General features: G+C 68.2%; 22 protein-coding genes. 15 read left to right on the forward strand and 7 right to left on the reverse strand.

Going from position 1 to position 23344, the window contains the following annotated elements:
* The first annotated feature begins 39 nt into the window (after positions 1–39).
* Both BLQ75_RS09075 and BLQ75_RS09080 read left to right on the forward strand, forming a co-directional pair.
* Entirely contained in the window at positions 40–438 is a 399-nt protein-coding gene (locus tag BLQ75_RS09075) for a cytochrome c oxidase subunit 4 (protein ID WP_043574223.1), read from the forward strand.
* Positions 439–504: 66 nt separating this feature from the next.
* Positions 505–786, forward strand: coding sequence for an Lrp/AsnC family transcriptional regulator (locus BLQ75_RS09080; RefSeq protein WP_043574225.1), 282 nt, complete (start codon positions 505–507; stop codon positions 784–786).
* Between the two features lie 380 nt (positions 787–1166).
* Here the strand turns inward: BLQ75_RS09080 and trpD are convergent, their stop codons facing one another.
* The 3 genes from trpD to BLQ75_RS09095 form a co-directional block, all read right to left on the reverse strand.
* Positions 1167–2219: an anthranilate phosphoribosyltransferase gene (gene trpD / locus BLQ75_RS09085; protein ID WP_092600620.1), complete on the reverse strand. Its 1053-nt coding sequence runs from the start codon at positions 2217–2219 to the stop codon at positions 1167–1169.
* A gap of 22 nt (positions 2220–2241) precedes the next feature.
* Complete coding sequence (locus tag BLQ75_RS09090) at positions 2242–2652, reverse strand: hypothetical protein (RefSeq protein ID WP_092600622.1); 411 nt, start codon at positions 2650–2652, stop codon at positions 2242–2244.
* Positions 2653–2757: 105 nt separating this feature from the next.
* Positions 2758–3222: a hypothetical protein gene (locus BLQ75_RS09095; protein WP_211481263.1), complete on the reverse strand. Its 465-nt coding sequence runs from the start codon at positions 3220–3222 to the stop codon at positions 2758–2760.
* Positions 3223–3308: 86 nt separating this feature from the next.
* Between BLQ75_RS09095 and ctaE the strand changes: the two genes are divergently transcribed.
* The 5 genes from ctaE to BLQ75_RS09120 all read left to right on the forward strand — a co-directional run bounded on the left by ctaE (position 3309) and on the right by BLQ75_RS09120 (position 8286).
* Entirely contained in the window at positions 3309–3920 is a 612-nt protein-coding gene (gene ctaE, locus BLQ75_RS09100; RefSeq protein ID WP_170837407.1) for an aa3-type cytochrome oxidase subunit III, read from the forward strand.
* A gap of 113 nt (positions 3921–4033) precedes the next feature.
* A complete protein-coding gene (gene qcrC, locus BLQ75_RS09105; protein ID WP_092600625.1) occupies positions 4034–4840 on the forward strand; it encodes a cytochrome bc1 complex diheme cytochrome c subunit in 807 nt (268 codons plus the stop codon).
* On the forward strand, positions 4837–6039 hold the full coding sequence (gene qcrA / locus BLQ75_RS09110; protein WP_244515357.1) for a cytochrome bc1 complex Rieske iron-sulfur subunit: 1203 nt from the start codon (positions 4837–4839) through the stop codon (positions 6037–6039). Before qcrC ends, qcrA begins: the two co-directional genes overlap by 4 nt.
* Positions 6036–7721, forward strand: a complete 1686-nt coding sequence (gene qcrB / locus BLQ75_RS09115; RefSeq protein ID WP_092600627.1) for a cytochrome bc1 complex cytochrome b subunit — start codon at positions 6036–6038, stop codon at positions 7719–7721. Before qcrA ends, qcrB begins: the two co-directional genes overlap by 4 nt.
* A 133-nt stretch (positions 7722–7854) precedes the next feature.
* The gene (locus tag BLQ75_RS09120) at positions 7855–8286 is read left to right on the forward strand and encodes a TIGR03618 family F420-dependent PPOX class oxidoreductase (RefSeq protein WP_092600629.1); all 432 of its coding nucleotides are present in this window, start codon (positions 7855–7857) and stop codon (positions 8284–8286) included.
* An 88-nt stretch (positions 8287–8374) separates the two neighbouring features.
* On the opposite strand, the gene BLQ75_RS09125 is transcribed toward BLQ75_RS09120, so the two are convergent.
* The gene (locus BLQ75_RS09125; protein ID WP_092600631.1) at positions 8375–10093 is read right to left on the reverse strand and encodes a DEDD exonuclease domain-containing protein; all 1719 of its coding nucleotides are present in this window, start codon (positions 10091–10093) and stop codon (positions 8375–8377) included.
* Between the two features lie 124 nt (positions 10094–10217).
* Here BLQ75_RS09125 and BLQ75_RS09130 point away from each other — a divergent pair, with 124 nt between their 5' ends.
* The gene (locus BLQ75_RS09130) at positions 10218–11612 is read left to right on the forward strand and encodes an NYN domain-containing protein (RefSeq protein WP_211481264.1); all 1395 of its coding nucleotides are present in this window, start codon (positions 10218–10220) and stop codon (positions 11610–11612) included.
* A 338-nt stretch (positions 11613–11950) separates the two neighbouring features.
* On the opposite strand, the gene BLQ75_RS09135 is transcribed toward BLQ75_RS09130, so the two are convergent.
* A complete protein-coding gene (locus tag BLQ75_RS09135) occupies positions 11951–12613 on the reverse strand; it encodes a TetR/AcrR family transcriptional regulator (protein WP_092601013.1) in 663 nt (220 codons plus the stop codon).
* Positions 12614–12710: 97 nt separating this feature from the next.
* Here BLQ75_RS09135 and BLQ75_RS09140 point away from each other — a divergent pair, with 97 nt between their 5' ends.
* Positions 12711–14282: an MFS transporter gene (locus BLQ75_RS09140; protein WP_211481265.1), complete on the forward strand. Its 1572-nt coding sequence runs from the start codon at positions 12711–12713 to the stop codon at positions 14280–14282.
* Positions 14283–14719: 437 nt separating this feature from the next.
* On the forward strand, positions 14720–15772 hold the full coding sequence (locus BLQ75_RS09145) for a C40 family peptidase (RefSeq protein ID WP_092600637.1): 1053 nt from the start codon (positions 14720–14722) through the stop codon (positions 15770–15772).
* Positions 15773–16114: 342 nt separating this feature from the next.
* Here BLQ75_RS09145 and BLQ75_RS09150 read toward each other — a convergent pair whose 3' ends face one another.
* The gene (locus tag BLQ75_RS09150) at positions 16115–17926 is read right to left on the reverse strand and encodes an AMP-dependent synthetase/ligase (RefSeq protein WP_092600639.1); all 1812 of its coding nucleotides are present in this window, start codon (positions 17924–17926) and stop codon (positions 16115–16117) included.
* Between the two features lie 235 nt (positions 17927–18161).
* On the opposite strand from BLQ75_RS09150, the gene BLQ75_RS09155 reads away from it, so the two are divergent.
* The 4 genes from BLQ75_RS09155 to BLQ75_RS09170 all read left to right on the forward strand — a co-directional run bounded on the left by BLQ75_RS09155 (position 18162) and on the right by BLQ75_RS09170 (position 21454).
* Positions 18162–18950 carry a metallophosphoesterase family protein gene (locus tag BLQ75_RS09155; RefSeq protein WP_170837408.1) on the forward strand — a complete coding sequence of 263 codons (789 nt, stop codon included), beginning with the start codon at positions 18162–18164 and terminating at the stop codon, positions 18948–18950.
* Between the two features lie 60 nt (positions 18951–19010).
* The gene (locus tag BLQ75_RS09160; protein ID WP_092600641.1) at positions 19011–19454 is read left to right on the forward strand and encodes an SRPBCC family protein; all 444 of its coding nucleotides are present in this window, start codon (positions 19011–19013) and stop codon (positions 19452–19454) included.
* 49 nt (positions 19455–19503) lie between these two features.
* Positions 19504–20730: an ArsA family ATPase gene (locus tag BLQ75_RS09165; RefSeq protein ID WP_092600643.1), complete on the forward strand. Its 1227-nt coding sequence runs from the start codon at positions 19504–19506 to the stop codon at positions 20728–20730.
* A 259-nt stretch (positions 20731–20989) separates the two neighbouring features.
* A complete protein-coding gene (locus BLQ75_RS09170) occupies positions 20990–21454 on the forward strand; it encodes a hypothetical protein (protein WP_092600645.1) in 465 nt (154 codons plus the stop codon).
* Positions 21455–21598: 144 nt separating this feature from the next.
* On the opposite strand, the gene BLQ75_RS09175 is transcribed toward BLQ75_RS09170, so the two are convergent.
* On the reverse strand, positions 21599–22069 hold the full coding sequence (locus BLQ75_RS09175) for a hypothetical protein (RefSeq protein WP_092600647.1): 471 nt from the start codon (positions 22067–22069) through the stop codon (positions 21599–21601).
* Positions 22070–22499: 430 nt separating this feature from the next.
* Here BLQ75_RS09175 and BLQ75_RS09180 point away from each other — a divergent pair, with 430 nt between their 5' ends.
* Positions 22500–23258, forward strand: coding sequence for a lysophospholipid acyltransferase family protein (locus tag BLQ75_RS09180; protein WP_092600649.1), 759 nt, complete (start codon positions 22500–22502; stop codon positions 23256–23258).
* The last annotated feature ends 86 nt before the right edge of the window (positions 23259–23344 follow it).

Consider the following 23344-nt stretch of genomic DNA (forward strand, 5'->3'; position numbering starts at 1 on the left):
TGCGTCGCGCGCGGCGCACGGGGTGAGAGTGAGGACTCCATGAGGGTCGAAGCCAAGATTTTCAACATCATTACCTTCTTCTTCTTCCTGTCGGCCCTGGTCTACGGACTCTGGGCCAAGGAACCCGTGGGTACGGTGGCGCTGATCCTGGTCGGTGCGCTGTCGTTGCTGATCGGCAGTTACTTCCAGTTCGTGGCACGGCGCATCGAGCTGCGGCCGGAGGACCGGGACGAGGCCGAGATCAGTGACGGCGCGGGTGACCTCGGGTTCTTCAGCCCCGGCAGCTACTGGCCCTTCGGGCTGGCGGCCGCTTCGGCCCTGACCGGCGTGGCGCTCGCCTTCGGGCACGTGTGGATGATCGTGCTCAGCGCCGGAGCGGTGCTGATCACCGTGTCCGGTCTGGTCTTCGAGTACCACACCGGCCCCAACCACGAGTGAGCCGTCAGGTGCCTTCACTCGGTGCGCACGAGTCGCCCCGAGTCCCGCAGCAGGAGGTCCCCAACCGTGATTACCGCGTTCGTGTTGATCCGAACCGCAGCTGAGCGCCTGACCGAGGCCGCCCAGGAGATCGCCGACATCGACGGTGTCACCGAGGTCTACTCCTGCGCGGGTGACGTCGACCTGATCGCGATGATCCGGGCCTCCGAGCACGAGCGGATCGCCGAGATCGTGCCGGGCGCGATCAACAAGGTCGAGGGAGTGCTGGACACCGACACCCACATCGCGTTCCGCTCGTACTCGAAGCTGGACACCGAGGCCACCTTCTCCATCGGTCTGGAGTCCTGAGGGATTCGACTCGGGCACGGTTTGCTTGCCTGCCCGGTTGGCGGAACCTCACGCACGGCTCTCGCCGCGGCCAGGCCCGACCTCGGGTAGTTGCTACCCAGCGTCGGGCCTTTTTCGCGAGCCGCGGGAGTGGTTGTCCGTCGCCTGCCGCGTCGAAGCGAGCCTGAACCGTATCGCCCACGCGTACGCGTATTCAGTGAAGATGGCGGTAGTTCGTGGTCAGGGTGCCGTCTCTCGGGCACGTGGAACGCCGCCTCCGCTGGTAGCGGCTGGTCCAGGACCTTTTCGTCTTCCCCTGGGCAGCCTCACCCCGAGACGATTCCCGGAGCCACCACCAGCGGCTTCACCGGCGGATGGTGCGAAACCGGAGTCGTCCGCGCTCACCCGCTCTCCCGCAGCTTGCCGGAGAGCTGCGCCCAGGAGTCGAGCAGGCGTGCGGCGGCACCCGAGTCGATGGCCTCGGCCGCACGTTCCAGGCCGTGGCCCAGCCGTTCGTTCAGGTCGGTGACGGGCCCTTCGTAGGCGGCCAGCGCCCCCGCCGTGTTCAGCAGCACGGCATCGCGGACCGGGCCCCGGTGGCCGTCCAGCAGGTCGCGAACCACTCCCGCGTTCACCGTGGCGTCGCCGCCCCGGAGTTGTTCGGCCTCGACCAGCGGCAGTCCCAGTTCGGTCGGTTCGATCCGTTCCTGCCGGACCCGGCCGTCGCCGATGACCCAGGCTGTGGTGCTCGTGGTGGTGGTGATCTCGTCCATGCCGTCCTCACCGCTGACCAGCAGCACCGAGTGGCCACGTCGTGCGAAGACCTCGGCCATCACCGGAGCCAGCCTCCGGTCCGCGCAACCGATCAGGCCGGTGCTGGGGCGAGCCGGGTTGGTCAGCGGTCCGAGCACGTTGAACGCGGTAGGAATCCCGATCTCCCGCCGGGGGGCCGAGGCGTGCTTCATGGCCGGGTGGAACAGTCCCGCGAAGCAGAAGCCTATTCCCAGCTCGGCCACGCAGTGCGCGACGCCGGCCGGGGGCAGGTCGATCGCGACCCCGAGCTCTTCGAGGACGTCGGCGGTACCGCAATTCGAGGACGCCGCGCGGTTGCCGTGCTTGACCACCGTCGCCCCGCAGGCAGCCAGCACGACCGAGGTCATCGTGGAGATGTTGACCGTGCCGGCCCGGTCCCCGCCGGTGCCGACCACGTCGACCGCACGGCGGGAGACCTCCAGCCGACGCGCGTGCGCGAGCATCGCGTCGGCCATGCCGGTGATCTCGGACGAGGTTTCCCCCTTGGCGCGCAGCGCGACCGCGAACGCCGCTATTCGGGCCGGGGTGGCTTCGCCGGTCATGACCTGGTCCATGGCCCAGGCGGTCTCCGCCACGGCGAGGTCCTCACCGGAGACGAGCCGGTTCAGCAGGTCGGGCCAGGTCGTTGTCGCTGTCTGCACTTGGCGTCCTCGAGAGTCCGTGTCAGCCGCTGGTGGCGGGCAGTGCGTGCGCACGCAGCACCTCGGCCACCGACTCTGCCGCCGCCAACGGGTCGAGCGGGTGAACAAGTACCGCGTCCGCCTGGGACCAGGTTGCCAGCCACCGGTCGTCCTTGCGTCGCACGGTGACCACGGTCGGCGGGCACGAGGCGAGTTCGTTCTTCAGCTGCCGTGACACTCCCATGCCGCCGGTGGGCTGGGCCTCACCGTCGAGAATCAGCAGATCCACGTTTCCGGCGTCCACCTCGCCGATCACCTCGGCCACCGTCGATGCCTCAATGTAGTGCACCCGCCTGATGTCGGGGGAAGGGCGGCGCCCGACGGCTGTGATGATCGCCTCACGGACTTCCTGGCGGTGGCTGAACACGAGGACGTCGCTCGTCGATGTGCTCATGAACACTCCTTGGTCGCCGGTGTGCCCGGCGAGGACGGGGGTCGTGCCGGGTGGTCACGCGTGTTCGCATCGTATCCGTGACCGCGCTCCGGAGGGTAATACACCTCACTTACGTGGCCGATCATTCCGGAGTGGGGCTTGCAGGGCCTGCCATCCGAGCAGACGTGCCCTGTGTCGCTGCGCCAGTCCCACCATGCGGGAGTTCTCCCTGGCACACGTCACGGCATCGATCGGACGAACACACTGCGCGATCAGTGTCGCCGGTTCCGGCTCGGCGGTCGGTGTGGAGCTCTCCGTTCCCGTGCCGGTGCGCAGTAGCCATCCCTCGGCCTCCAGTGGCGCGCGGAGGTCTCGCGACGCGGTGGTGCCGATCGCGAAGCGGTAGCGCAGCACGGCGGGTGCTTCCGGGTTCCACGCAGGTGAGCGGGCCAGTACTTCGGAGGCGGACTCCGTTTCGTCCGCCGCCTCCACCACGATCACCAGGTTCGGGTCGTCCGGGTCGGGGAATCCCGCACCCCGAGAACCCCCTTTCAGGCGAAGCAGACGCGACAGGCCATTGCGGATGTTCACGCGGGGTAACCTCCCGTGGATCTCGTAGTAGGTGAGCGAGGCGCTGCCGGGACCCGACCGGGCGCCGCGAAATCGTCCGCGACATAATGCGTCGCGTGACAACGGCAGCGCCCTCAATCAGTCAACGCGTGCACTCGCTGAACCGGCCGAACATGGTCAGCGTGGGCACCATCGTTTGGTTGGCCAGCGAGCTGATGTTCTTCGCGGGGCTTTTCGCCATGTTCTTCACGGTGAAAGCCCAGAACGAGGGTCACTGGCCACCCCCGCCCGCGGAACTCAACGTGGCCTACGCCCTACCGTTCACGGTGATTCTGGTGGCCTCCTCGTTCACCTGCCAGTGGGGTGTGTTCGCGGCGGAGCGCGGCGATGTCTACGGCCTCCGCCGCTGGTACATGCTCACGCTCGCCATGGGACTCGTCTTCGTGCTGGGTCAGGCGGGCGAGTACTACACCCTGATCACCGAGCACCACACCACGATGGCCAGCTCGGCGTTCGGCACCGTCTTCTACATGACCACGGGCTTCCACGGGCTGCACGTGATCGGCGGGCTGATCGCGTTCGTGATCCTGATGATCCGCACCAGGATGAGCAAGTTCACGCCGGCTCAGGCGGTGGCCTCGATCGTCGTGTCGTACTACTGGCACTTCGTGGATATCGTGTGGATCGGCCTGTTCATGGTCATCTACCTGGTGCCGTGACGCGGCGGCGGACGTCGTGACAGCCATGGGTAGGGCAGCGAGGCGAGAAGTCAGAGCGTGATGTTGTTGCCGCTGAACCACCCCGAACATGACAGCAAGGGTTTTGCGCACTCATGACCACCAACAAGAAACGCAACCGCGCGGGTTCCAAGTTCCGGCGACGGCTTTCGGGTGTGCTGGCGCTCGGAATCGCCTTGGTGGCTGCGGGCGGCCTGTACAGCGTGCTGCTCCCCGAGCCGCAAACCGCCACCGCGGCCGAGGACCCGGCACTGATCAGGCAGGGTAAGGAGCTCTACAGCAAAGCCTGCATCACTTGCCACGGCGAGAACCTGCAGGGCGTTGAGGATCGAGGCCCCAGCCTGATCGGTGTCGGTGGTGCGGCCGTGCACTTCCAGGTCTCCAGTGGCCGGATGCCGCTGATGCGGCAGGAGGCGCAAGCTCCGCGCAAGTCTCCGAAGTACTCCGAGAAGGAGATCCAGGCGCTGGCAGCCTACGCGCAGGCCGTCGGTGGTGGACCCGAGCAGCCCAAGGAGGAGGGCGAGGCGCTCCAGGGGGACGACCCCGCACGCGGTGCCGAGCTGTTCCGGTTGAACTGCGCTTCCTGTCACAACTTCACCGGGCGCGGTATCGCGCTTTCCTCGGGCAAGTACGCCCCGAACCTGGACCCCGCGTCCGAGAAGCAGATCTACGAGGCGATGGAGACCGGACCGGAGAACATGCCCAAGTTCTCCGAGCGCCAGCTCACACCGGACGAGAAGAAGGACATCATCGCCTACGTGAAGTCGGTGACCGACGGCAACAACAACCCCGGGGGCAACGCGCTCGGCGGTTACGGTCCGGGCCCGGAGACGGTCGTCGCCTGGGTCATCGGGCTCGGTAGTCTCGTCGGCCTCACGCTGTGGATCGGAGCCAGGGCATGAGTGAGCGGGATATGAGCGGACACAGCAGCAGCGAACAGCACGACGAGGAACGCTCCGCCGAAGAGCACGCCGCGGCGGGAGCGGGAACCAACCCGACCGACGCCGAGCTCGCGGAGATGAGCCGGGACGAGAAGGTACGTCTCGGACTCGCCCAGGACGACGTCGAGCTCGTCGAGTACCCGGACCCCTGGCCGGTCAAGGGAACCCGTGCCGAACGCCGTGCGGAGCGCGCGGTGGCGGCCTGGTTCTCGCTGGCGGGACTGTCGGCCCTCGCCTTCATCGGCGTGTTCATCTTCTGGCCGTGGCGCTACGTCAACCCGCTGGTCGACGAGCGGGGCCACTTCCTGTACTCGCTGTACAACCCGTTGATCGGCTTCTTCCTGGGGCTGTCGATCCTGTCGGTGGGCATCGGGGCCATCCTGTACTCCAAGAAGTTCATGCCGCACGAGACGGCGGTGCAGCAGCGGCACGACGGTCACGGTTCCTCCGAACTGGACCGCCAGACCACGGTCGCGGAACTGGCCGACGCCGGCAACCGCAGCACCATCGCCCGGCGCTCGATGATCAAGCGGACCGCCGGATTCGGCGCCGGGGCCTTCGGCCTCGGGACCGGTGTGCTCGTGCTCGGCGGCATGGTCAAGAACCCCTGGGCGGAGACGGGGCCCGACTCGCTGAACCACACCGGCTGGATGCAGACCAACGGTGAGAAGGTCTACCTGCGTCGCAACACCGGCGATCCGCACGACATCTCGCTGGTGCGCCCGCAGGACCTCTCGCCGGGCGGCTTCGAGACGGTCTTCCCGTTCCGGGAGTCCGAGCGGCACAACGAGGAGGCGCTGCTGCACGCGTTGCGCCGTTCCGACAACCCGACCATGTTGATCCGACTGCGGCCGGGTGACTCCCCGGTGGAGCGCAAGGGCCAGGAGGACTTCAACTACGGCGACTACTACGCCTACTCGAAGATCTGTACCCACCTGGGATGCCCCACCTCGCTGTACGAGGCGCAGACCGGCCGCTTGCTCTGCCCGTGCCACCAGTCGCAGTTCGACGTGGCCAACAGTTACGCCAAGCCGGTCTTCGGTCCCGCGACACGCGCGCTGCCGCAGCTGCCGATCACCGTGGACGAGGAGGGCTACTTCGTGGCGCGGAGCGACTACATCGAGCCGATCGGCCCGGCTTACTGGGAGCGGAATTCATGAGTTCGATCACTACCCCGACCAAGTCGGAAGGTGCGTTGCAGCGTGCCGTCGGCCAGCAGGCCGACGAGGTCGACAAACGGTTCCACGTAGCCTCGGGCCTTCGTCGGCAGATGAACAAGGTGTTCCCCACCCACTGGTCGTTCCTGCTCGGTGAGGTGGCGCTCTACACCTTCGTCCTGCTGCTGCTGACCGGTACCTACCTGGCCTTCTTCTTCGACCCGTCGATGGCCGAGGTGCAGTACCAGGGCGCCTACACCAACCTGCGCGGCATCGAGATGTCCCGCGCCTTCGCCAGCGCGCTGGACATCTCCTTCGAGGTGCGCGGCGGAATGTTCGCCAGGCAGGTGCACCACTGGGCCGCGCTGCTGTTCATGGCCTCGATCGTGGCGCACATGCTGCGGGTGTTCTTCACGGGCGCGTTCCGGCGTCCCAGGGAGACCAACTGGATGATCGGCATCCTGCTGTTCATCCTCGGCATGTTCGAGGGCTTCACCGGCTACTCGCTGCCGGACGACCTGCTGTCCGGTACCGGTGTGCGCATCGCCTCCGGGATCGCGCTGTCCATCCCCGTGGTCGGCACCTGGATCCACTGGATCCTGTTCGGCGGGGAGTTCCCCGGCACCGAGCTGATCCCGCGCTTCTACATGATGCACATCTTCCTGCTGCCGGGGATCATCCTCGGGCTGATCGCGGTGCACCTGGCGCTGGTCTGGTACCAGAAGCACACCCAGTTCCCCGGTGTGCGACGCAAGGAGAGCAACGTCGTCGGCGTCCGGATCATGCCGGTGTTCGCCACCAAGGCGGGCAGCTTCTTCGCCGTCGTCACCGGTGTCACGGCCATCATGGGCGGTGTCTTCCAGATCAACCCGATCTGGCACCTGGGTCCGTACAACGCCTCGCAGGTGTCGGCGGCCTCGCAGCCGGACTGGTACATGATCTGGACCGACGGTTCCAGCCGACTCTGGCCCGCATGGGAGGTCTACCTGTGGGGCGAGTACACGATCCCCGCGGTGTTCTTCCCGACGGTGCTGTTCATGGGGCTGATATTCACCGTCGCGCTCGCCTATCCGCTGATCGAGCGCAAGCTCAGCGGGGACGAGGCGCACCACAATCTCCTCCAGCGTCCGAGGGACGTTCCGGTGCGCACCAGCCTGGGCATGATGGCGCTGACCTTCTTCTCAGTGCTGATGATCTCGGGTGCCAACGACATCATCGCCTTCAAGTTCGACATCTCGTTGAACGCGATGACCTGGATCGGCAGGATCGGTCTGCTGGTGGCTCCGCCCATCGCGTACTTCATCACCTACCGCGTCTGCATCGGGCTGCAGCGGTCCGACCGCGAGGTGCTGGAGCACGGTATCGAGACCGGCATCATCAAGCGGCTGCCGCACGGTGAGTTCGTCGAGGTGCACCAGCCGCTCGGACCGGTCGATGACCACGGCCATCCCGTGGAGCTGGAGTACCAGGGTGCCCCGGTGCCGAAGAAGATGAACAAGCTCGGTGCGGCGGGCAAACCGGTCGAGGGTGGCTGGCTCAAACCGGACCCCTCGGTGGAGACGGCCGCGCTGGAGCACGCTCGCCAGGAGGAACACGGCCTGGAGGCGCACCAGGAGGACGAGGACTCCGAGGAATCGGAGCGGGGCGAGCTGGTCGGTGGCAGGACTCGTCAACCCGAGGAGTGATGCCGCGAGGCCGCTGTCGTGATCACCGGTCGGTTCGGGACGTCGGTACGTCCCGGACCGACCGGTTTTTTCCTGCCGGTCCGTTTTCCGTGGCGACGTGCCCAACGGGAGGCTCGGCACTACCGTGGACGCCATGACGACGATCACGGCGGAGAAGGTGCGTTCGTTCCTGGACGAGGGAGGGCGCACCGGCAAGGTCGGTTACCTGGGGGCGGACGGTCGGCCGCTGGTGGTGCCGGTGTGGTTCGCGCGGGACGGGGACCGGATCGTGTTCAACACCTCGGCGGACAGCGCCAAGGCAGCGGCGATCGCCAGGGATCCGCGACTGGCGATGTGCGTGGACGAGCAGAGCGGCCGCACCTTCGTGCAGATCCAGGGCGACGCGGAGACCACCGCCGAACAGGCGGAGGTGCTGCGGGTCGCCACCACCGTCGCGGCCCGTTACGTCGGTGCGGAGAAGGCCGAGCGGGTGGGCGGCAAGATCGCCGGTCCCGGACAGCTCGCGGTGTACCTGCGTCCCACCAGAGTGACAACCAGCGGTGATCTGTCCGGGCAGGACGGCTGAGCGGCCGACGACCGCACCCGCGCGGTGCGCCGGGCGGCGGCCGGGGCCCGCTCGGCGGGTTGTCCGGCGGAGCGAGGAGTGACCCCGGTCAGTCGGCTCCTTCGTAGGGAACGCGCGCCCTCGAGGCGGACTCCGCCCACTCGCGCCAGCTCCCCGCCGCACCCGCCGGTTCCGACCAGGGGGAGTCACACCGCACCATCCTGGCGTCCCCTCCGGTGAGCCACCGGTGGACCGCCTGGACCTCGTCCACCTGAGCACCACGCAGGGGGCCTTCGCCCGGCAGCACCGTCCGGGCCGCCGCCTGGAGCCGGTCCACCACAGGCATCGGTGGGGTGCCTCGTGGCGCCGTTCCGGCGGAGGCCAGTCTGCCGTGGCGCACCACCGCGAACAGCCAGCCGCCGGAACCATCCGGCCGCGCGGCCACCAGTTCCGGCACCGATGCCAGCGCTGCCAGCCGGTGTCCCCGGTCCAGGCCGCGGACGAGCTCGGCTAGGCGATCCCGGTGCGTGGCAGCCTCCTCGAAGCGCCGCGTCTCGGACAGCTCCGCTATCGTGTCCCGCAGCCGTCGGAGCGCGGAGTCACCGCTGCCCGACAGCACTTCCCGGACCGGTACCACCCGTGGTTCGTAGTCCGTTGTCCCCTCGTATCCGACGCACGGTGCGCCGCAGCGTCCCATCTCGTGCGCGGCACAGGGGTGCCGCCGGGAGCCCCCGCCTTTCGGAATCCGGTCGGTGCAGCCCCGCAACCGGGTGGCGTCCTCCAGGGCCTCCACCGCGTTCCCGGCGGCCTTCCGGCTCCGGAACGGCCCAAGCGAGGAGCTCCCGGGTTTCCGGGTGATCGTCAGCCGGGGGAACGGCTCCTCGGTCAGCGAGATCCACCACACGGAACTCGGGAACTTGGACCTCCGGTTGTAGCGCGGCTGGTGCGCTTCCAGCAGCCGCAGTTCACGGACCTCGGCCTCCAGGGCGTGCGCGCACTCCACGTGGTCCACTCGATGGGCCAGCGCCACCATTTCGCGCATCCTGCCGCGCCGTTCACCCGCCGTGAAGTACTGGCGCACTCGTCTGCGCAGGTACGTCGCCGTCCCGACGTAGAGCACCTCGTCGTTCGGGCCCAGGAAGAGGTAGACCCCCGGCGAGTCGGGCAGCCCGTCGGCCAGCGTGCGCTTGCGGCGCTGCTGCGGTGTCACTCGCGGCAGGTAGTCGAGCAGGTCCTCCAACGAGTACACGTGGTGGCTTCCGAGCCGCTCCAGCAGGGCGTGCAGCACGTCCACCGTGGCCCGCGCGTCGTCCAGCGCGCGGTGTCGTGGCGTGGTTCTCGCGCCGAGGACCCGGGCGAGGGTGGCGAGTTTGTGGTTCGGCGTTTCGTCGGGAGAGAGCACGCGGCGTGACAGTCGGACGGTGCACACCACCGGCGGTGCGGGCCAGCTCAGGTCCGACCGCTCGCAGGCGGCTCGCAGGAAGCCGGTGTCGAAGCTCGCGTTGTGCGCCACCAGCGCGCTTCCCGCGCAGAACTCCAGGAAAGACGGCAGCACGGCGGCCAGGGGCGGAGCGTCGGCGACCATGGCGTCGGTGATGCCGGTGATCGACGAGATGCTCGGAGGTATCGGCCGTCCCGGATTGACCAGGGTGGAGAACTCTCCGATCGTCCGTCCGCCGCGCACCTTGACCGCGGCGATCTCGGTGATCTCGTCCGAGGCGGCCCGGCCGCCCGTGGTCTCCAGATCGAGGACCACGAAACTGACGTCGCGCAGCGGCTGTCCCAGTTCGTCGAAGGACAGTTGCTGGTCTTCGGCGATCCGGCTCATCGACAACGACGGTATGCCCTCCCGAGCGGCGGGTGAGGGGCAGGCCGTCCGACCCGGTGGCCCGAACCGACACGGAGAAACCGCCGGATGCTGTAGTGGCAGGACAAACACTTAGCCTGGAAGAGTGATACCGCCTACATCGGGCGACGACGTCGACCCTCAAGCAGCCAACGAGGCCCCAGGGACGGAGAGCGACCCGCCGGGAAGCCATGACGCAACCGTCGTCGACTGGGACGGGCTTCCGGGGCCGCTGCGGGGCCGGATAGCGGAACTGGCGGCCGCGGCGCTGGGAGCGATGCGTCCCGGTGACGTGCCGGTGCGGTTGCGCCCGATCACGCGTTTCACCGTCGCGAAGCGGGCCAAGCTCGGCCAGTCCGACCTGTTGGCCGCGATGCGGGACTCGGCGGTGTTTCACACTGCCGTGCTGGACTGGTGCCGCAAGAAGCATCCGGAAGCACTGGAACAGCAGCAGGCGGACCCGCTGGCGGCGGCCACGGCGGCCGTGCTGCTGAACACCGTGACCGCCGCCCACTACGTCGAGCTCATCGGCCACCGTGTCGAGCACGGCAAGTTACGCGAGCAGCGCGACTCGGCGGTCTCCCGGGCGGAGCGGCTCGCCGCTGACAACGAGCGACTGCGCGGTGAGCTCGAGGAGGCGAATCGACTGGCCCGTTCCGCCGAACGGCACAACAGCTCCGATGCCGACCGGCTGCGCAACCGACTGCGTCAGCAGGGGGTCCGTCTCCGGGAGCAGAAGGACGAGGTGGCGCGGCTGGCGGCCGAGTTGGAGCGGGTGACCGAGCAGAAGGACCGGGAGATGGCCGAGCTCGTGGCCGAGCGTGACCGTGACCGGGCGAGAGCGGCGGAGGAGCGCACCAGAGCCGAGCGCTCCGACCGCGAGGCGGAGACCGCGCGGCAGTCCGCGCGCGAGGCGAGACGTGGTGACGAGGTCAGACTGGCCCTGCTGCTGGAGACCCTGGAGGGGTCGGTGGCCGGGCTGCGACGCGAGCTCGGTCCCGCCAGGCGTGGGCACGACAGTGGTGGGCACAAGCCCGCGGACACCGTGGGCGGGGTGCGCGCGCAGGCGGCCTCCACCGAGGACGTGTCCGATGTGGCCGCGCTGGACCGACTGCTGGCGTTGCCGGCCGTGCATCTCGTGGTGGACGGCTACAACGTGACCAAGACCGGTTATCCGGAGCTGCCGCTGGCCGACCAGCGCGACCGGTTGGCACACCAGCTCGCGGTGCTGGCCGCCAGGTCCGGTGCCGAGGTGACGGTCGTCTTCGACGGGGCCGACGTCGTCTCGGTCCCCAGGAGTGGGCCGCGCGGGGTCCGGGTGCTGTTCAGCGAGCCCGACGTGCAGGCCGACGACGTGATTCGCGAGCTGGTAGACGCCGAACCCGACGGCCGCCAGATCGTCGTGGCCACTTCGGACCGTGAAGTGGTCAACTCGGTGCGACGGAGGGGAGCTTACGCGGTGGCCTCGGCCGTGCTGCTGGAGCGCGTCAATCCACTCTGACCCCGCACGATGGTGAGTCCTCTTGGTCGAGGGCCGGTTAGTTACGGCTAGCCAACTTGGTCATCTTCCGCAACGCAGTCGACATCGCCGACATTGTCCGCGAGCCGGTAACGGCGGGGTGGGCCATCACAGCCAACGAGCTCGCTCGGATCGAGCCCTACCTGCGGGCCCACATCAGCCGCTTCGGGCCTACGCCACCGAGGAACTTCACCACGAACCGCGCGCGTTCAAACCCGTACCGGCAGAAGTCGACTCCACCACCGGGGAACTCGCGGCCTGGCAAGGGGAAGAGCCGGGATACGCCAGATCCGACTTCCGCACTGTATGACAGGCCCGGTTCATGCGTGGGTGTTGTGGGTCTGTGGATCGCCGGTGAGTTGTCGGCTGTGTTCGACGAGGGCGGGATAGTCGGTGGCGATGCCGCGCAGGAGGGCTTCCACGGCGTGATCGACCTCGGATTCGGTGGTCGGGGCGTGGCCGAACAGGGCGCGGTAGTACACCAGGGAGCCGAGCATGTCCAGGATCAGGCCGCGGTCGAGGTCAGCTCGCAGATCGCCCCGGGCCACGGCGTGGTCGAGCATCCGGGCCACGGCGGCCCGAGGGGGATCGAACAGCGTGGTCATGAACTCGTCGTGCAGACGCGAGTCCGCCGTGCAGTCGGCCAGTAGGGGACTGAGTACGTCCGGGTGGATCCTGCGAAACGCCGCGACGAAGACGTTGAGACCTTCGGTGAGGTCGCAAATCGTACAGCCACTGTCGGGGGTCTCTACGCCGCCGAGTCGGGTGGCCAGAGCGGCCAGGGCCAGCCGCGGTCGATTCGACCAGCGACGGTAGATCGCAGGCTTGGTCGTACCCGCGCGGCGCGCGACCTCTTCGATGGCGAGCTGTCCGTAGCCGGACTCGTCGAGCACGGTCAGCGTGGCCTCGAGCACGGCCATGTCGATCTGCGGATCGCGGGGGCGGCCACTGTGCGAGGGCGTGGAATCCGACTGGGAGGTCATTGCACCAGTCTACTATATAAATTACGATACGGATCGTAATATAATATTATCGCCTGGAAGTGCAAGTTGCTGTCTTCCGGTGACTCGAGGAGGCTGCGTGTCCTCATCCGTTGCACCTGATCCCGTACTGCGGGCGGCACCACGGCAGTGGGTCGGGCTGGCCGTGCTCACCCTGCCGCTGCTCGTGCTGGCGCTGGACGTCAGCGTGCTGTTTCTGGCTGCCCCGCATCTGAGTGCCGATCTGGCTCCCAGCAGCACACAACTGCTGTGGATCATGGATGTCTACGGGTTCATGATCGCCGGTTTCCTGATCACGATGGGCACCCTCGGCGATCGGGTCGGCCGACGCAGGCTATTGATGATCGGAGCGGCCGCGTTCGCCGCGGCCTCCCTGGCGGCGGCTTTCGCGAGCACCCCGCTGATGCTGATCATCGCCCGTGCCGTACTCGGTGTCGCGGGGGCTACCCTGATGCCGTCCACACTGGCTCTGATCAGCACCATGTTCCCCGATCCCCGACAACGTGGGGTCGCCATCGCGATCTGGATGACGACTTTCTCGGCTGGAACAGCACTGGGCCCGATCATCGGTGGCGCCCTGCTGACGGCCTTCGGATGGGGATCGGTGTTCCTCCTGGCGGTGCCGGTCATGCTGCTGCTGGTGGTGCTGGCCCCGGCGGTATTACTCGAACACCGCAACCCGAACCCGGGGAGGCTGGACCTGACCAGCGTTGCGCTGTCCCTGGCAACGCTGCTGCCGATCGTCTACGGTCTCAAGGAAATCCCCACCCACGGCCCGTCCTGGTTGTCGAGCACGATGATGGTGGTCGGACTCCTTGCCGGGGTAGTGTTCATACGCAGACAGCGCAGGCTGGCCGACCCACTCGTCGACGTGCAACTGTTCGGCAGTCGCGCTTTTTGTGCTGCCCTGGCCCTGCTGTTGCTCGGCATTCTGGCCATCAACGGCGTCAACTACCTCTACCCGCAGTATTTGCAGCTGGTCGCCGGACTCGCCCCGCTCCGAGCGGGGCTGTGGATGATCCCACTGGCCCTGGCCGCGATCATCGGTTCCCTGCTGACCCCGTTTGTCGCACGCCGCCTGCGCCCGGCCTTCACCATCGCCGGTGGAGCACTGGTCTCGGTACTCGGTTTCCTCCTGATCACTCAGGTCACCGGGAGCAACGGACTCGGGTGGCTCATCGCAGCCGGCGTCGTCGCACTGCTGGGACTTAGCCCGATGGGGGTGCTGACCACCGACATGGTCGTGGGCTCGGCCCCACCGGACAAAGCCGGATCGGCCGCGGCGATGTCGGAAACCAGCGGCGAACTCGGCGTCGGCCTAGGTGTGGCGATTATGGGCACCCTCGCCACAGCGATCTACCGCATCCAGATGTGGGACTCAGTGCCCGCCGGTATCCCGCCCCAGACGGCTGAGGCCAGCCGGGACACCCTCAACGGTGCCCTCGCCGCCGCCGAGCAACTACCCCAGGACCAGGCCGCTACCCTGCTCGTCTCCGCGCGCGAAGCCTTCACCGCCGGTCTGAACACCGCGAGCGGGCTCAGCGCGGCCCTGCTGATCGCCCTCGCGGTCATCGCAGCCACCCTCCTGCGCCATATCCCTCCCACGGGCAGTACCGACACCACCGGAGGCGGTGAGACCGCTGGCACGTAAATACCGACTGCACGGCAACCACCGACGTCGGGGAAGGGGCCGTTACGTGAGGCGGTGCCGCTGGCATCGGCGGCGCGGCGATTTCCCGGGAAATCGCCGCGCCGCCCGGAAGTTCAGTGGCGCAAAGTCTCACTCGGTCAGATGAATCGATCACATACTGTCGTATTACGCCCCCCGCTCTGGACTGTACGGGCGACCTCTCGTAACCTAACCGAGACTTCGCGGCGATCAGTTGCCCAAACCGGGCGGCTCCGCGGAGTTGCCGCCTGATCGGCTCGTCGGGGGAGCCGACCCGGGAAACCTCCCGGGCACGCCATCGGTACTGAGCGCACCCCTTCGGGGGCGCCCGCTCGCGGTGCGACCGAATTCGCCGGTGGAACCCCGTGCCCGTCGCGGAACACTCTTCCCGAGAGGGCGGCCGAGTGGACGAAGGAGCAATGCGCGACGTGGCCTCGCACGGACTCAAACGCTCGATGCGGGGAGCACTGACGGCCACGGCGGTTGCCACCGCCGTCACAGTAAGCTCCGCGCCTGCCATCGCAGACCCCGATCTTCCCGACAACAGGTCCGACGCGGTCGAGCAGCTGCAGGAGCTTTCCCGCAAGGCCGAGAAGCTCACCGAGAAGTACAAGCGGGCCAAGGACGACCACGAGGCCCGTCTCGCCGACCTGGAGAAGGCCAAGGAGGAGGCCGCGCGGGCCGAGAAGGCCGTCGAGCAGGCCCACACGAAGGAGGAGCGGTTCCGCGGCAAGGTGGACGAACTGACCAGGTCCGTCTACCAGGGCTCCAGGATGAACCAGCTCTCGGCGCTGCTTTCCAGTGAGTCGCCGGACGCCTTCCTCGACCGCGCTTCCATCCTGGACGAACTGGCGCGGGACAAGCAGAACGCGGTATCGGAGTTCTCCGAGGCCACCCAGCGGGCCGAGGAGGCCAGGAAGCGGGCCGAGGAGGCCAGGAAGCGCGCTGCGCAGGCCGAGGCCGACGCGAAGAAGATCCAGGACGAGATCGCCGAGAAGAAAGCGGCGATGGAGGATCGCATCGCCGAGGTCGAGGAGAAGCTCGAGGAGCTGACCGCCGAGCAGGAGCAGGCCTACCAGGGCGGCGGGGAGACCGACTACGAGTACGCCGGTGGCGCCGGTTCGGCCTCCGGGGCCGTGCAGGCGGCCCTGAGCAAACAGGGTTCGCCCTACGTCTACGGCGCCGAGGGACCCAGTCAGTTCGACTGCTCGGGCCTGATGTACTGGGCCTACGCCCAGACCGGTGTGGACCTGCCCCGTTCCAGCAGCGCCCAGGCCCAGGTCGGGCAGCCGATCTCGGCCTCGCAGCTGCGGCCGGGTGATCTCATCTTCTACTACAGCCCGGTCAGCCACGTCTCCATGTACGTGGGCAACGGCAAGGCCGTGCACGCGCCCACCAGTGGCCAGGTGGTCAAGGTGGTCCCCTACGACGACATCGCCCCCATCAACCGGATGCGCCGCGTCGTGGGCTGATCCGGCCACACTCACCCGGAAACCGTCCTCTCGGTGACGGACGAAGCCGGGCGGGTACGGACGAAGCGGGGCGGTGCACCGATGACGTGCCCCGCCCCGCTTTTTCGTTCCGCACTGATGTTTTCCCGTGGTGTTGTGTCGACAGGAAAGGGGGTTTCTTCGGTTTCGACTCGTCGAAAGCCACGTCACCAACGCGATCACCCGCGGGTTCTCCCGTGCGGCTCTCGCGAGGACGCCGGAGGCGTGGCGTAGTACCTACTCGATGTCTCCGGGCCCGCGGCGAGAGCCGTGCGAGAGGTTCCGCCGAGTGAGCGATCCGCCAATCCGACCGGAAAATTTCAATCAGGAGTAGATGGCGGCTATCTCCGAGGCGTAGTTCTCGGCCACCTTGTTGCGCTTGACCTTCAGACTGGGGGTCATCTCCCCCCGGTCCTCGGAGAAGTCCTGCGGCAGGATGCGGAACTGCTTGATGCTTTCCGCCTTGGACACGGCCTGGTTGGCCTCGTCGATCGCCCGCTGCACCTCGGCCCGCATCTCGGGGTCCTCGGCGAGTTCGCCGGCGGGGGTGTCGGTGGGCCTGCCCCGCTCGGCCAGCCAGGACGGCAGGAACTCCGGATCCAGCGTCACCAGCACACCGATGAACGGCTTCTGGTCACCCACCACCATGCACTGGCTGATCAGCGGGTGAGCGCGGATGTGGTCCTCCAGCACGGCCGGCGCCACGTTCTTGCCGCCCGCGGTGACGATGATCTCCTTCTTGCGGCCGGTGATCCGGAGGAAACCGTCCTCGTCCAGCGAGCCGAGGTCCCCGGTGTGGAACCAGCCGTCCTCCAGCGAGTCCGCCGTGGCGGCGTCGTTGTTCCAGTAGCGGTGGAAGACCACGTCCCCCTTGACCAGCACCTCGCCGTCGTCGGCGATGCGGATCGTGGTGCCCGCGATCGGTTTGCCGACGGTGCCGATCCGATAGTCGTCCTCCACGTTGACCGCGGCGGCGGCGGTGGTCTCGGTCAGGCCGTAGCCTTCCAGGACCGGTACTCCCACCCCGAAGTAGAAGTGGGTCAGCCGCTCGCCGAGCGGCGCACCTCCCGAGACCGCGGCTTCGCAGCGGCCTCCCAACGCGGCGCGCAGCTTGCCGTAGACCAGTTTGTCGAACACGAAGTGCTTCGCGCGAAGCGCCAGCCCGGGACCACCGGACTCGTTCTTGGCCCGGCTGTAGGCCACCGCGGTGGCCTCGGCCGCGTCGAAGATCCTGCCCTTGCCTTCCCCGTGAGCCTTCTGCTTGGCGGTGTTGTAGACCTTCTCGAAGACGCGGGGCACCGCCAGCACGAAGGTGGGCCGGAACGAGCCCAGGTCGTTGACCAGGTCCTTGACGTCGCCGGTGTGGCCCAGGGTCAGCCGCGCGTAGACGCAGGAGATGGAGATGGCCCTGGCCAGTACGTGCGCCATGGGCAGGAACATCAGCATCGAGTTGCCGGGCCGCATCAGCTGCGGGAACGCGTCGAGGTCCCCACGGACCTCGGCGAGCATGTTGCGGTGCGTCAGCACGCAGCCCTTCGGCCTGCCCGTGGTACCCGAGGTGTAGATCAGGGTGGCCGTGTCATCGGCTCCGACGGCGCGGCGGCGCTCGTGCACCCGTTCGTCGGCTATCTCCGCACCCGCCGAGGTGAGCTCGGCGACAGCGGTGGAGCCTCCGTCGTCGACGGGGCCGTCGATCTGCCAGACGTGTTCCACGTTCGGCAGGTTGCCGATTATCGAGTTCACCTCGGCGCGGTGTTCGGGCGACTCCACGATCAGAGCGGCGGCCTCGGAGTCGCTCATGATCCATTCGATCTGGTCGGCCGAGGAGGTCTCGTAGACGGGTACGGTCACGCACCCTGCCGACCAGATCGCGAAGTCGAACAGGGTCCATTCGTACCTGGTCCGGGACATCAACCCCACTCGGTCGCCCTGGCGCAGACCTGCCGCGATGAGCCCCTTGGACACCGCGAGCACCTGCGCGGCGAACTCGGCCGTGGTCACGTCCACCCAGGTGCCGTCCACCCTGCGGCGGAAGCCGACCGCGTCGCCGAACCGCTCGGCATTGGCCCACACCATGTCGGTGAGGTTCTCCTCGGCGGCCACCGTGACGGTGGCGGGGGCGCTGAACTCTCGCACGTTGCATCCTCCGAAAGCACGCCAAATTGTGATGGACAACCTAACCCCGAGCGCTACTGGGCGGTAGCCCCCCGTGCCCTCGGCATCGTGCCGATCGGCCGGGATGTGTCGTACGACGCATTGTTCCCCCTACCTCCCGCCGCCCGCCTCCGGCACCCGTCGGGTTGGTTCGTCCGAGGGCACGTCAGCCGGTTAGGTTGGTCGGGCAGCGGATTCAGCGGCGAACGGAGACACCTTGCGGGTGCACGTGGTCTCGGATGTGCACGGGAACGTCGAGGACCTCAAACGTGCGGGCGACGGCGCCGACGCACTGGTCGTACTCGGCGACCTGATCGACTTCGTGGACTATCTCGACCACGAGAAGGGCATACTGGGTGCGGTGTTCGGGCCCGAGAAGGTCGGGCACTTCGCGTGGCTGCGGCGGAACAACCGAGGTTCGGAGATCGCCTCCTACCTGCGCTCGCTGTGGGACAGCCTTTCCGACCCGGCCGCCGTGGTTCGGCAGGCGGTGCGTGAGCAGTACGCCGAGCTGTTCGCGGCGATGACGGCGCCGACCTACGCCACGGCGGGCAACGTGGACGACCCGACCCTGTGGTCCGAGTTCACCGGGGACGGCATCCGCGCCCTCGACGGCGAGACCGTCGAGATCGGCGGTCTGCGGTTCGGTTTCGCGGGTGGGGCCCTGCTGCCTCCCGGCGGTACCCTGCGGCGCGATCTGCCGTGGGTGCCGAATCTGCGCACCGAACCGGAGTTCGACGCGGTGCTGGACCGGATGGAGCCCGTCGACGTGCTCTGCACCCACGTGCCGCCCCGGGTTCCCGAACTGGTCTACGACGTGGTCGCCCGCCGCCAGGAGCTCGGCTCCTCGGGAGCCCTGCGGCGCATCCACCGGGACCGTCCCCACTGGTCGCTGTTCGGCCACGTGCACCAACCGCTGTCGCCACGGACGCGTGTCGGCCGTACCGAGTGCGTCAACGTGGGGCACTTCAAGCAGCTCGGCAGGCCCTATGTGCTGCGGTGGTGAACCGCCCCAACCCTCCCGCCAGTGCTCGGAGACGGGTGGACGACCTGTAATCTGCGCGACATGGTCGACCAGTCCACCCAGTCCATCGTGATCGAGGCCCCGGCCGCTGAGATCATGACAGTGATCGCCGACTTCGGCGCCTATCCCGAGTGGGCCGAGGCGGTCAAGGAGACCGAGGTGCTCTCCTGGACGGCGGAGGGGACCGCGGAGCGTGTCCGCTTCGTGCTGGACGCCGGTGTGGTCAAGGACACCTACACGCTCGCCTACGAGTGGAGCACCGACGGTCTCTCGGTGAGTTGGACCCTGGTGGAGGGGCAGGTGCAGAAGTCGCAGCGCGGCAGCTACACCCTGCGGCCGTTGGAGCCGGGACGTACCGAGGTGACCTACAGCCTCGCTGTCGACCTGTCCGTCCCCATGATCGGGATGTTCAAGCGCAAGGCGGAAAAGATGATCATGGACACCGCGCTGAAGGAACTCAAGCGCCGCGTGGAATCGGCCGACTAGTGCCGCCGACGGACACCGCGCGGTTCGGCCGGGCGAACGAGGGTCGAGCTTGCGAATTCTGATGTTCACCGGAAAGGGCGGGGTCGGCAAGACCACGCTCGCGGCGGCGACCGCCGCGTGCGCCGCCGCCCACGGGCGCGAGGTGCTGGTGGTCTCCGCCGACCCCGCGCACTCCCTCGCCGACTGCCTGGGGACGGAGCTCGATGACACGCCGCGGGTGGTCCGGTCACCGGACACCGCCGAGCACGTCCGTGGCCGGCTGTACGCGGCCGAGGTGCGGACCCGCGGCCTGCTCGACCGATCCTGGTCCGAACTGCGTGAGCACCTGCACACCGTGCTCACCGGTGCCGGGGTGTCCGAGCTCGACGCCGCCGAGCTCACCCGGCTGCCCGCCGTGGAGGACCTGCTGGCGCTCTCCGAGGTCCGGCGCATGGCCACCGAGTACCGATGGGACGCCGTGGTCGTGGACTGCGGCCCCACCGCCGAGACCCTGCGGCTGCTGACCATGCCGGAAGCGCTCGCGGGGTACCTGGAGCGGCTGTTCCCGACCCACCGTCGGGTCGTGCGGGGCATGCTCGCGGGGATGGCGGGCAGCGACCGCACCGAACGCTGGGACGCGGTCGCCGAGGCGCTGGGCGGGCTCGCCGAGCGATTGAACTCGCTGGCCGAGCTGCTCACCTCACAAGAGACCAGTGTTCGGCTCGTCGCGACCCCGGAATCGGTCGTGGCCGCAGAGACCCGCCGCACCCTGACCTCGCTCGCGTTGCAGCAGATCCACGTCGACGGTGTCATCGCCAACCGGGTGGTCCCCGATCCCGGTTCGGCCAGGGGAGCCGCGGCCACCTGGCTGCGTACCCGTCGGAAGCAGCAGCGCGGGGTGCTGCGCGAGCTGGAACAGATGGGACTGCCGTTGCGCACCGTGGAACATCGCGCCGAGGAACCGGTCGGAGCCGATCCGCTGCTGGAGCTGGGCGGCGAGATCTACGGCGGAACCGACCCGATCGCAAGTACGGAGCGCGCTCCGGTGATCGAGGTCGACCGTGACGGGAACGGCCCGGAACCACGTTACACTCTGCGCATAGCCGTGCCCCTGACCCGAGGGGCGGAGCTCGACCTGGCCCGGATCGGCGACGAGCTGGCCGTGACGGTGGACGGGCACCGGAGATTGATCACGTTGCCCTCGGTGCTGCGTCGCTGCGTGGCGGTGGAGGCGACGGCGGGCGACGACGGCGTGAGGGTGACCTTCCGGCCGGACCCGGCGCAGTGGATGCGTTGACCTTCTCTCCACCCGGGCGGCTCCTGCCCGCCGACCGAGAGGAGCCGTTGTCCCGGTTCCCACCCGTACGGCGGCCTCGGTCGGGGCTCACCGCCCGAACGGCGGCGGGGATGTTCCCGGTCGCATCGCGCTCGGGACGTGCCAGGGCGTACCGGACGGAAGAACCGGGGCACCTCCGCGCTCGATCGGACAAGGACCAGCTTGCCCAGCTAACACCCGCGAGCAGAGCACCCACCGACCGGAGAACAGGTGAGCGGTATTGCACGAGGAACACATCGGTTCACCGACCACGGGCGATCACGATCGGCTCGTCGAGGAGCTGCGCTCGCTGCTGCTGGCACTCGCGGCCAGGGCGGAGGAGTGGCTGAACACGCTCTCCCGAGGTGAACACCCCCTCCTGCGGACGTTCGCGGAGAAGGCGGGACCAGGTGCGGACGGTTGTCCGCTGTGCGTCGCGAAGTCGGTGCTCCGCGAGGCGAACGCGAGGTCGCACGCGGGTGGGCTGCCCGAACAGTTCCTGGGGCTGCTGACCTCGTTGCGCGAGGCGTTCACCGCCGCCACCGAGGAGGACGCCGCTGATGAGCCCGCCACCGCGGGGGCAACCGACGGCGGCGATCGGTGGCCAAGCGGTGGCGCCGATTCGGAAACGGCGGAACCCAGGGTCCACCCCATCACCGTGCGCCGGGTGCACGGCAACGTACTCGTCGAGGATTCTCCCGTCTGACCCTGTATCCCCCTGGGCACGGGATCGGAACCGGCGCGCTCCCGTTCGCGACCGGCGCGTCGCACGGAGGCGACCCGTGGCACGGATCGGGTGTTCGAAGCGCGGGGAAACGACCGGTGGGCGGCCCAGCGCCGTCGTGGGCCCTCAGACCTGGGCGCCGTCGTCCCAGCCCGAGTCGTCGTCGGAGGAGCCCTGCCGCAGCCGCAGCAACAGCCAGCCGATACCGCCGCTGATCGCGATCAGCCCCACGGGCAGCGTCAGGGGCCCCAGTGAACTCGCCGCGAGGGGTACGAACAGGATCAGCAGCCCGAGCGCCACGAGCACGACGCCCCCCACGGTGCCTGCGCCGGGCTTGGGCAGCGGGGGCGGTTCCGGTGGCTCGTAGTGCCCCTCGTCCTCCTCGGCCTCCGGGGGTGTCCAGTCGCGGGGGCCGTCGTCCTCACCGGTCACGGGTGGCGCTTCGGAGCTCGTGGTCCCGGTGGTCGCCGCGGCCTCGGTTCCGGAGTCCCCGGGCCACTGCGGAAGCGAGGAATCGCGCTCCAACTCGGCCACGATCTCCGCGAAAGCCTTGTCGATGTCTTCGGGGCCGTCGGCGTTCTCATGGCGCGTGTTCATACGGGATTCCTGACGCGCTCGAGGTGGATGGTGGGCTCGTGGGAGACCGGTTCCGCCGTCACGGTTTTCCGCTCCCCAGGGGTGACTGTGCTTGCAACGATCCGGTCGAACGACGCACCGCTGAAGTGCGCCGCTCGTTCCCAGGGTCGCTGTTCGGCGCCGAGTGGGCAAGGTCGTGTTCGGGGCGCGCCCGAAAGCGTCGTGTCGAATCCGCCCGGAGACCGTTCACCCACACCGCTCGCGTGTTCATGCACGGTCACACTCTGCCATGTTCACCCGCACGAGCGATCCACCGTGGTGCGGCGTCTCCCGGTGACGAAGACGCGCGGGGGCGTGTTGTGACGATCGTGATTTCGGCCCCGCGTTGTGTGCCGCACAGCGGCTCCGTACCCTGTCAACGTAATCCGGCCGTGAGGGAGGCAGCGACGCGGTGCTGTACTGGGTGATGAAGTACGTTCTTCTCGGGCCCCTCATAAAACTGTGGTGCCGGCCCAAGGTGGAAGGCGCTCACCACGTCCCGGAGTCCGGTGGGGCGATTCTGGTCAGCAATCACCTGGCTGTGGCCGATTCCTTCCTCATGCCGTTGATGCTGCCCCGCAGGGTCACTTTCCTCGCCAAGCGCGAGTACTTCACCGGGAAGGGAATCATCGGCGCGCTGAAACGGACCTTCTTCAGCGGAGTCGGGCAGGTGCCGATCGACCGTTCCAGCGGAGCGGCGGCACAGGCCGCCTTGGACACCGGTATCCGCCTGTTGCGGGAAGGACGGCTGCTGGGGGTCTACCCCGAGGGAACACGTTCGCCGGACGGCAGGCTCTACAAGGGCAAGACCGGGGTCGCCCGCATGGCACTGGAAGCCGATGTGCCCGTGATACCGGTGGTCACGATCGGGACGGAGAAGGTCAACCCGCTCGGTTCCAAGATATGGCGCCCTTACAGCGTGCGGGTTCGGGTCGGGGAACCGCTCGACTTCTCCCGGTACGAAGGTCTGGCCGGTGACCGGTTCGCGGAGCGTTCCATCACCGACGAGATCATGTACTCCTTGATGGAGCTCTCCGGTCAGGAGTACGTGGACATCTACGCCGACCGGGCCAAGGACGACATCGCCGAGCGCGGACGTGTGATCAGCAAGCGGGAGCGGCAGGCGGCCAAGCAGGCCGAGAAGCGGGTTCCGGACTCGAAGGCGGGTTAGTCGCGCTCTCCCGCCTCACCGGGCGCTCGGCGTTCCGTCCTCCGACTCCCTCCTTCGGGGCGCCTCCGTCGTCTGGGCGGGAGAGC

This window comes from Actinopolyspora xinjiangensis (assembly GCF_900104475.1).
GTDB classification, from domain to species: domain Bacteria; phylum Actinomycetota; class Actinomycetes; order Mycobacteriales; family Pseudonocardiaceae; genus Actinopolyspora; species Actinopolyspora xinjiangensis.

Bases quoted from the DNA above. Each gene is read 5' to 3' on its own strand.
- qcrB (WP_092600627.1), top strand. From the start codon at position 6,036: ATGAGTTCGATCACTACCCCGACCAAGTCGGAAGGTGCGTTGCAGCGT.
- BLQ75_RS09135 (WP_092601013.1), bottom strand. From the start codon at position 12,613: ATGACCTCCCAGTCGGATTCCACGCCCTCGCACAGTGGCCGCCCCCGC.
- BLQ75_RS09125 (WP_092600631.1), bottom strand. From the start codon at position 10,093: ATGAGCCGGATCGCCGAAGACCAGCAACTGTCCTTCGACGAACTGGGA.
- qcrC (WP_092600625.1), top strand. From the start codon at position 4,034: ATGACCACCAACAAGAAACGCAACCGCGCGGGTTCCAAGTTCCGGCGA.
- BLQ75_RS09120 (WP_092600629.1), top strand. From the start codon at position 7,855: ATGACGACGATCACGGCGGAGAAGGTGCGTTCGTTCCTGGACGAGGGA.
- BLQ75_RS09145 (WP_092600637.1), top strand. From the start codon at position 14,720: ATGCGCGACGTGGCCTCGCACGGACTCAAACGCTCGATGCGGGGAGCA.
- BLQ75_RS09175 (WP_092600647.1), bottom strand. From the start codon at position 22,069: ATGAACACGCGCCATGAGAACGCCGACGGCCCCGAAGACATCGACAAG.
- ctaE (WP_170837407.1), top strand. From the start codon at position 3,309: ATGCGTCGCGTGACAACGGCAGCGCCCTCAATCAGTCAACGCGTGCAC.
- BLQ75_RS09075 (WP_043574223.1), top strand. From the start codon at position 40: ATGAGGGTCGAAGCCAAGATTTTCAACATCATTACCTTCTTCTTCTTC.
- BLQ75_RS09160 (WP_092600641.1), top strand. From the start codon at position 19,011: ATGGTCGACCAGTCCACCCAGTCCATCGTGATCGAGGCCCCGGCCGCT.
- qcrA (WP_244515357.1), top strand. From the start codon at position 4,837: ATGAGTGAGCGGGATATGAGCGGACACAGCAGCAGCGAACAGCACGAC.
- BLQ75_RS09090 (WP_092600622.1), bottom strand. From the start codon at position 2,652: ATGAGCACATCGACGAGCGACGTCCTCGTGTTCAGCCACCGCCAGGAA.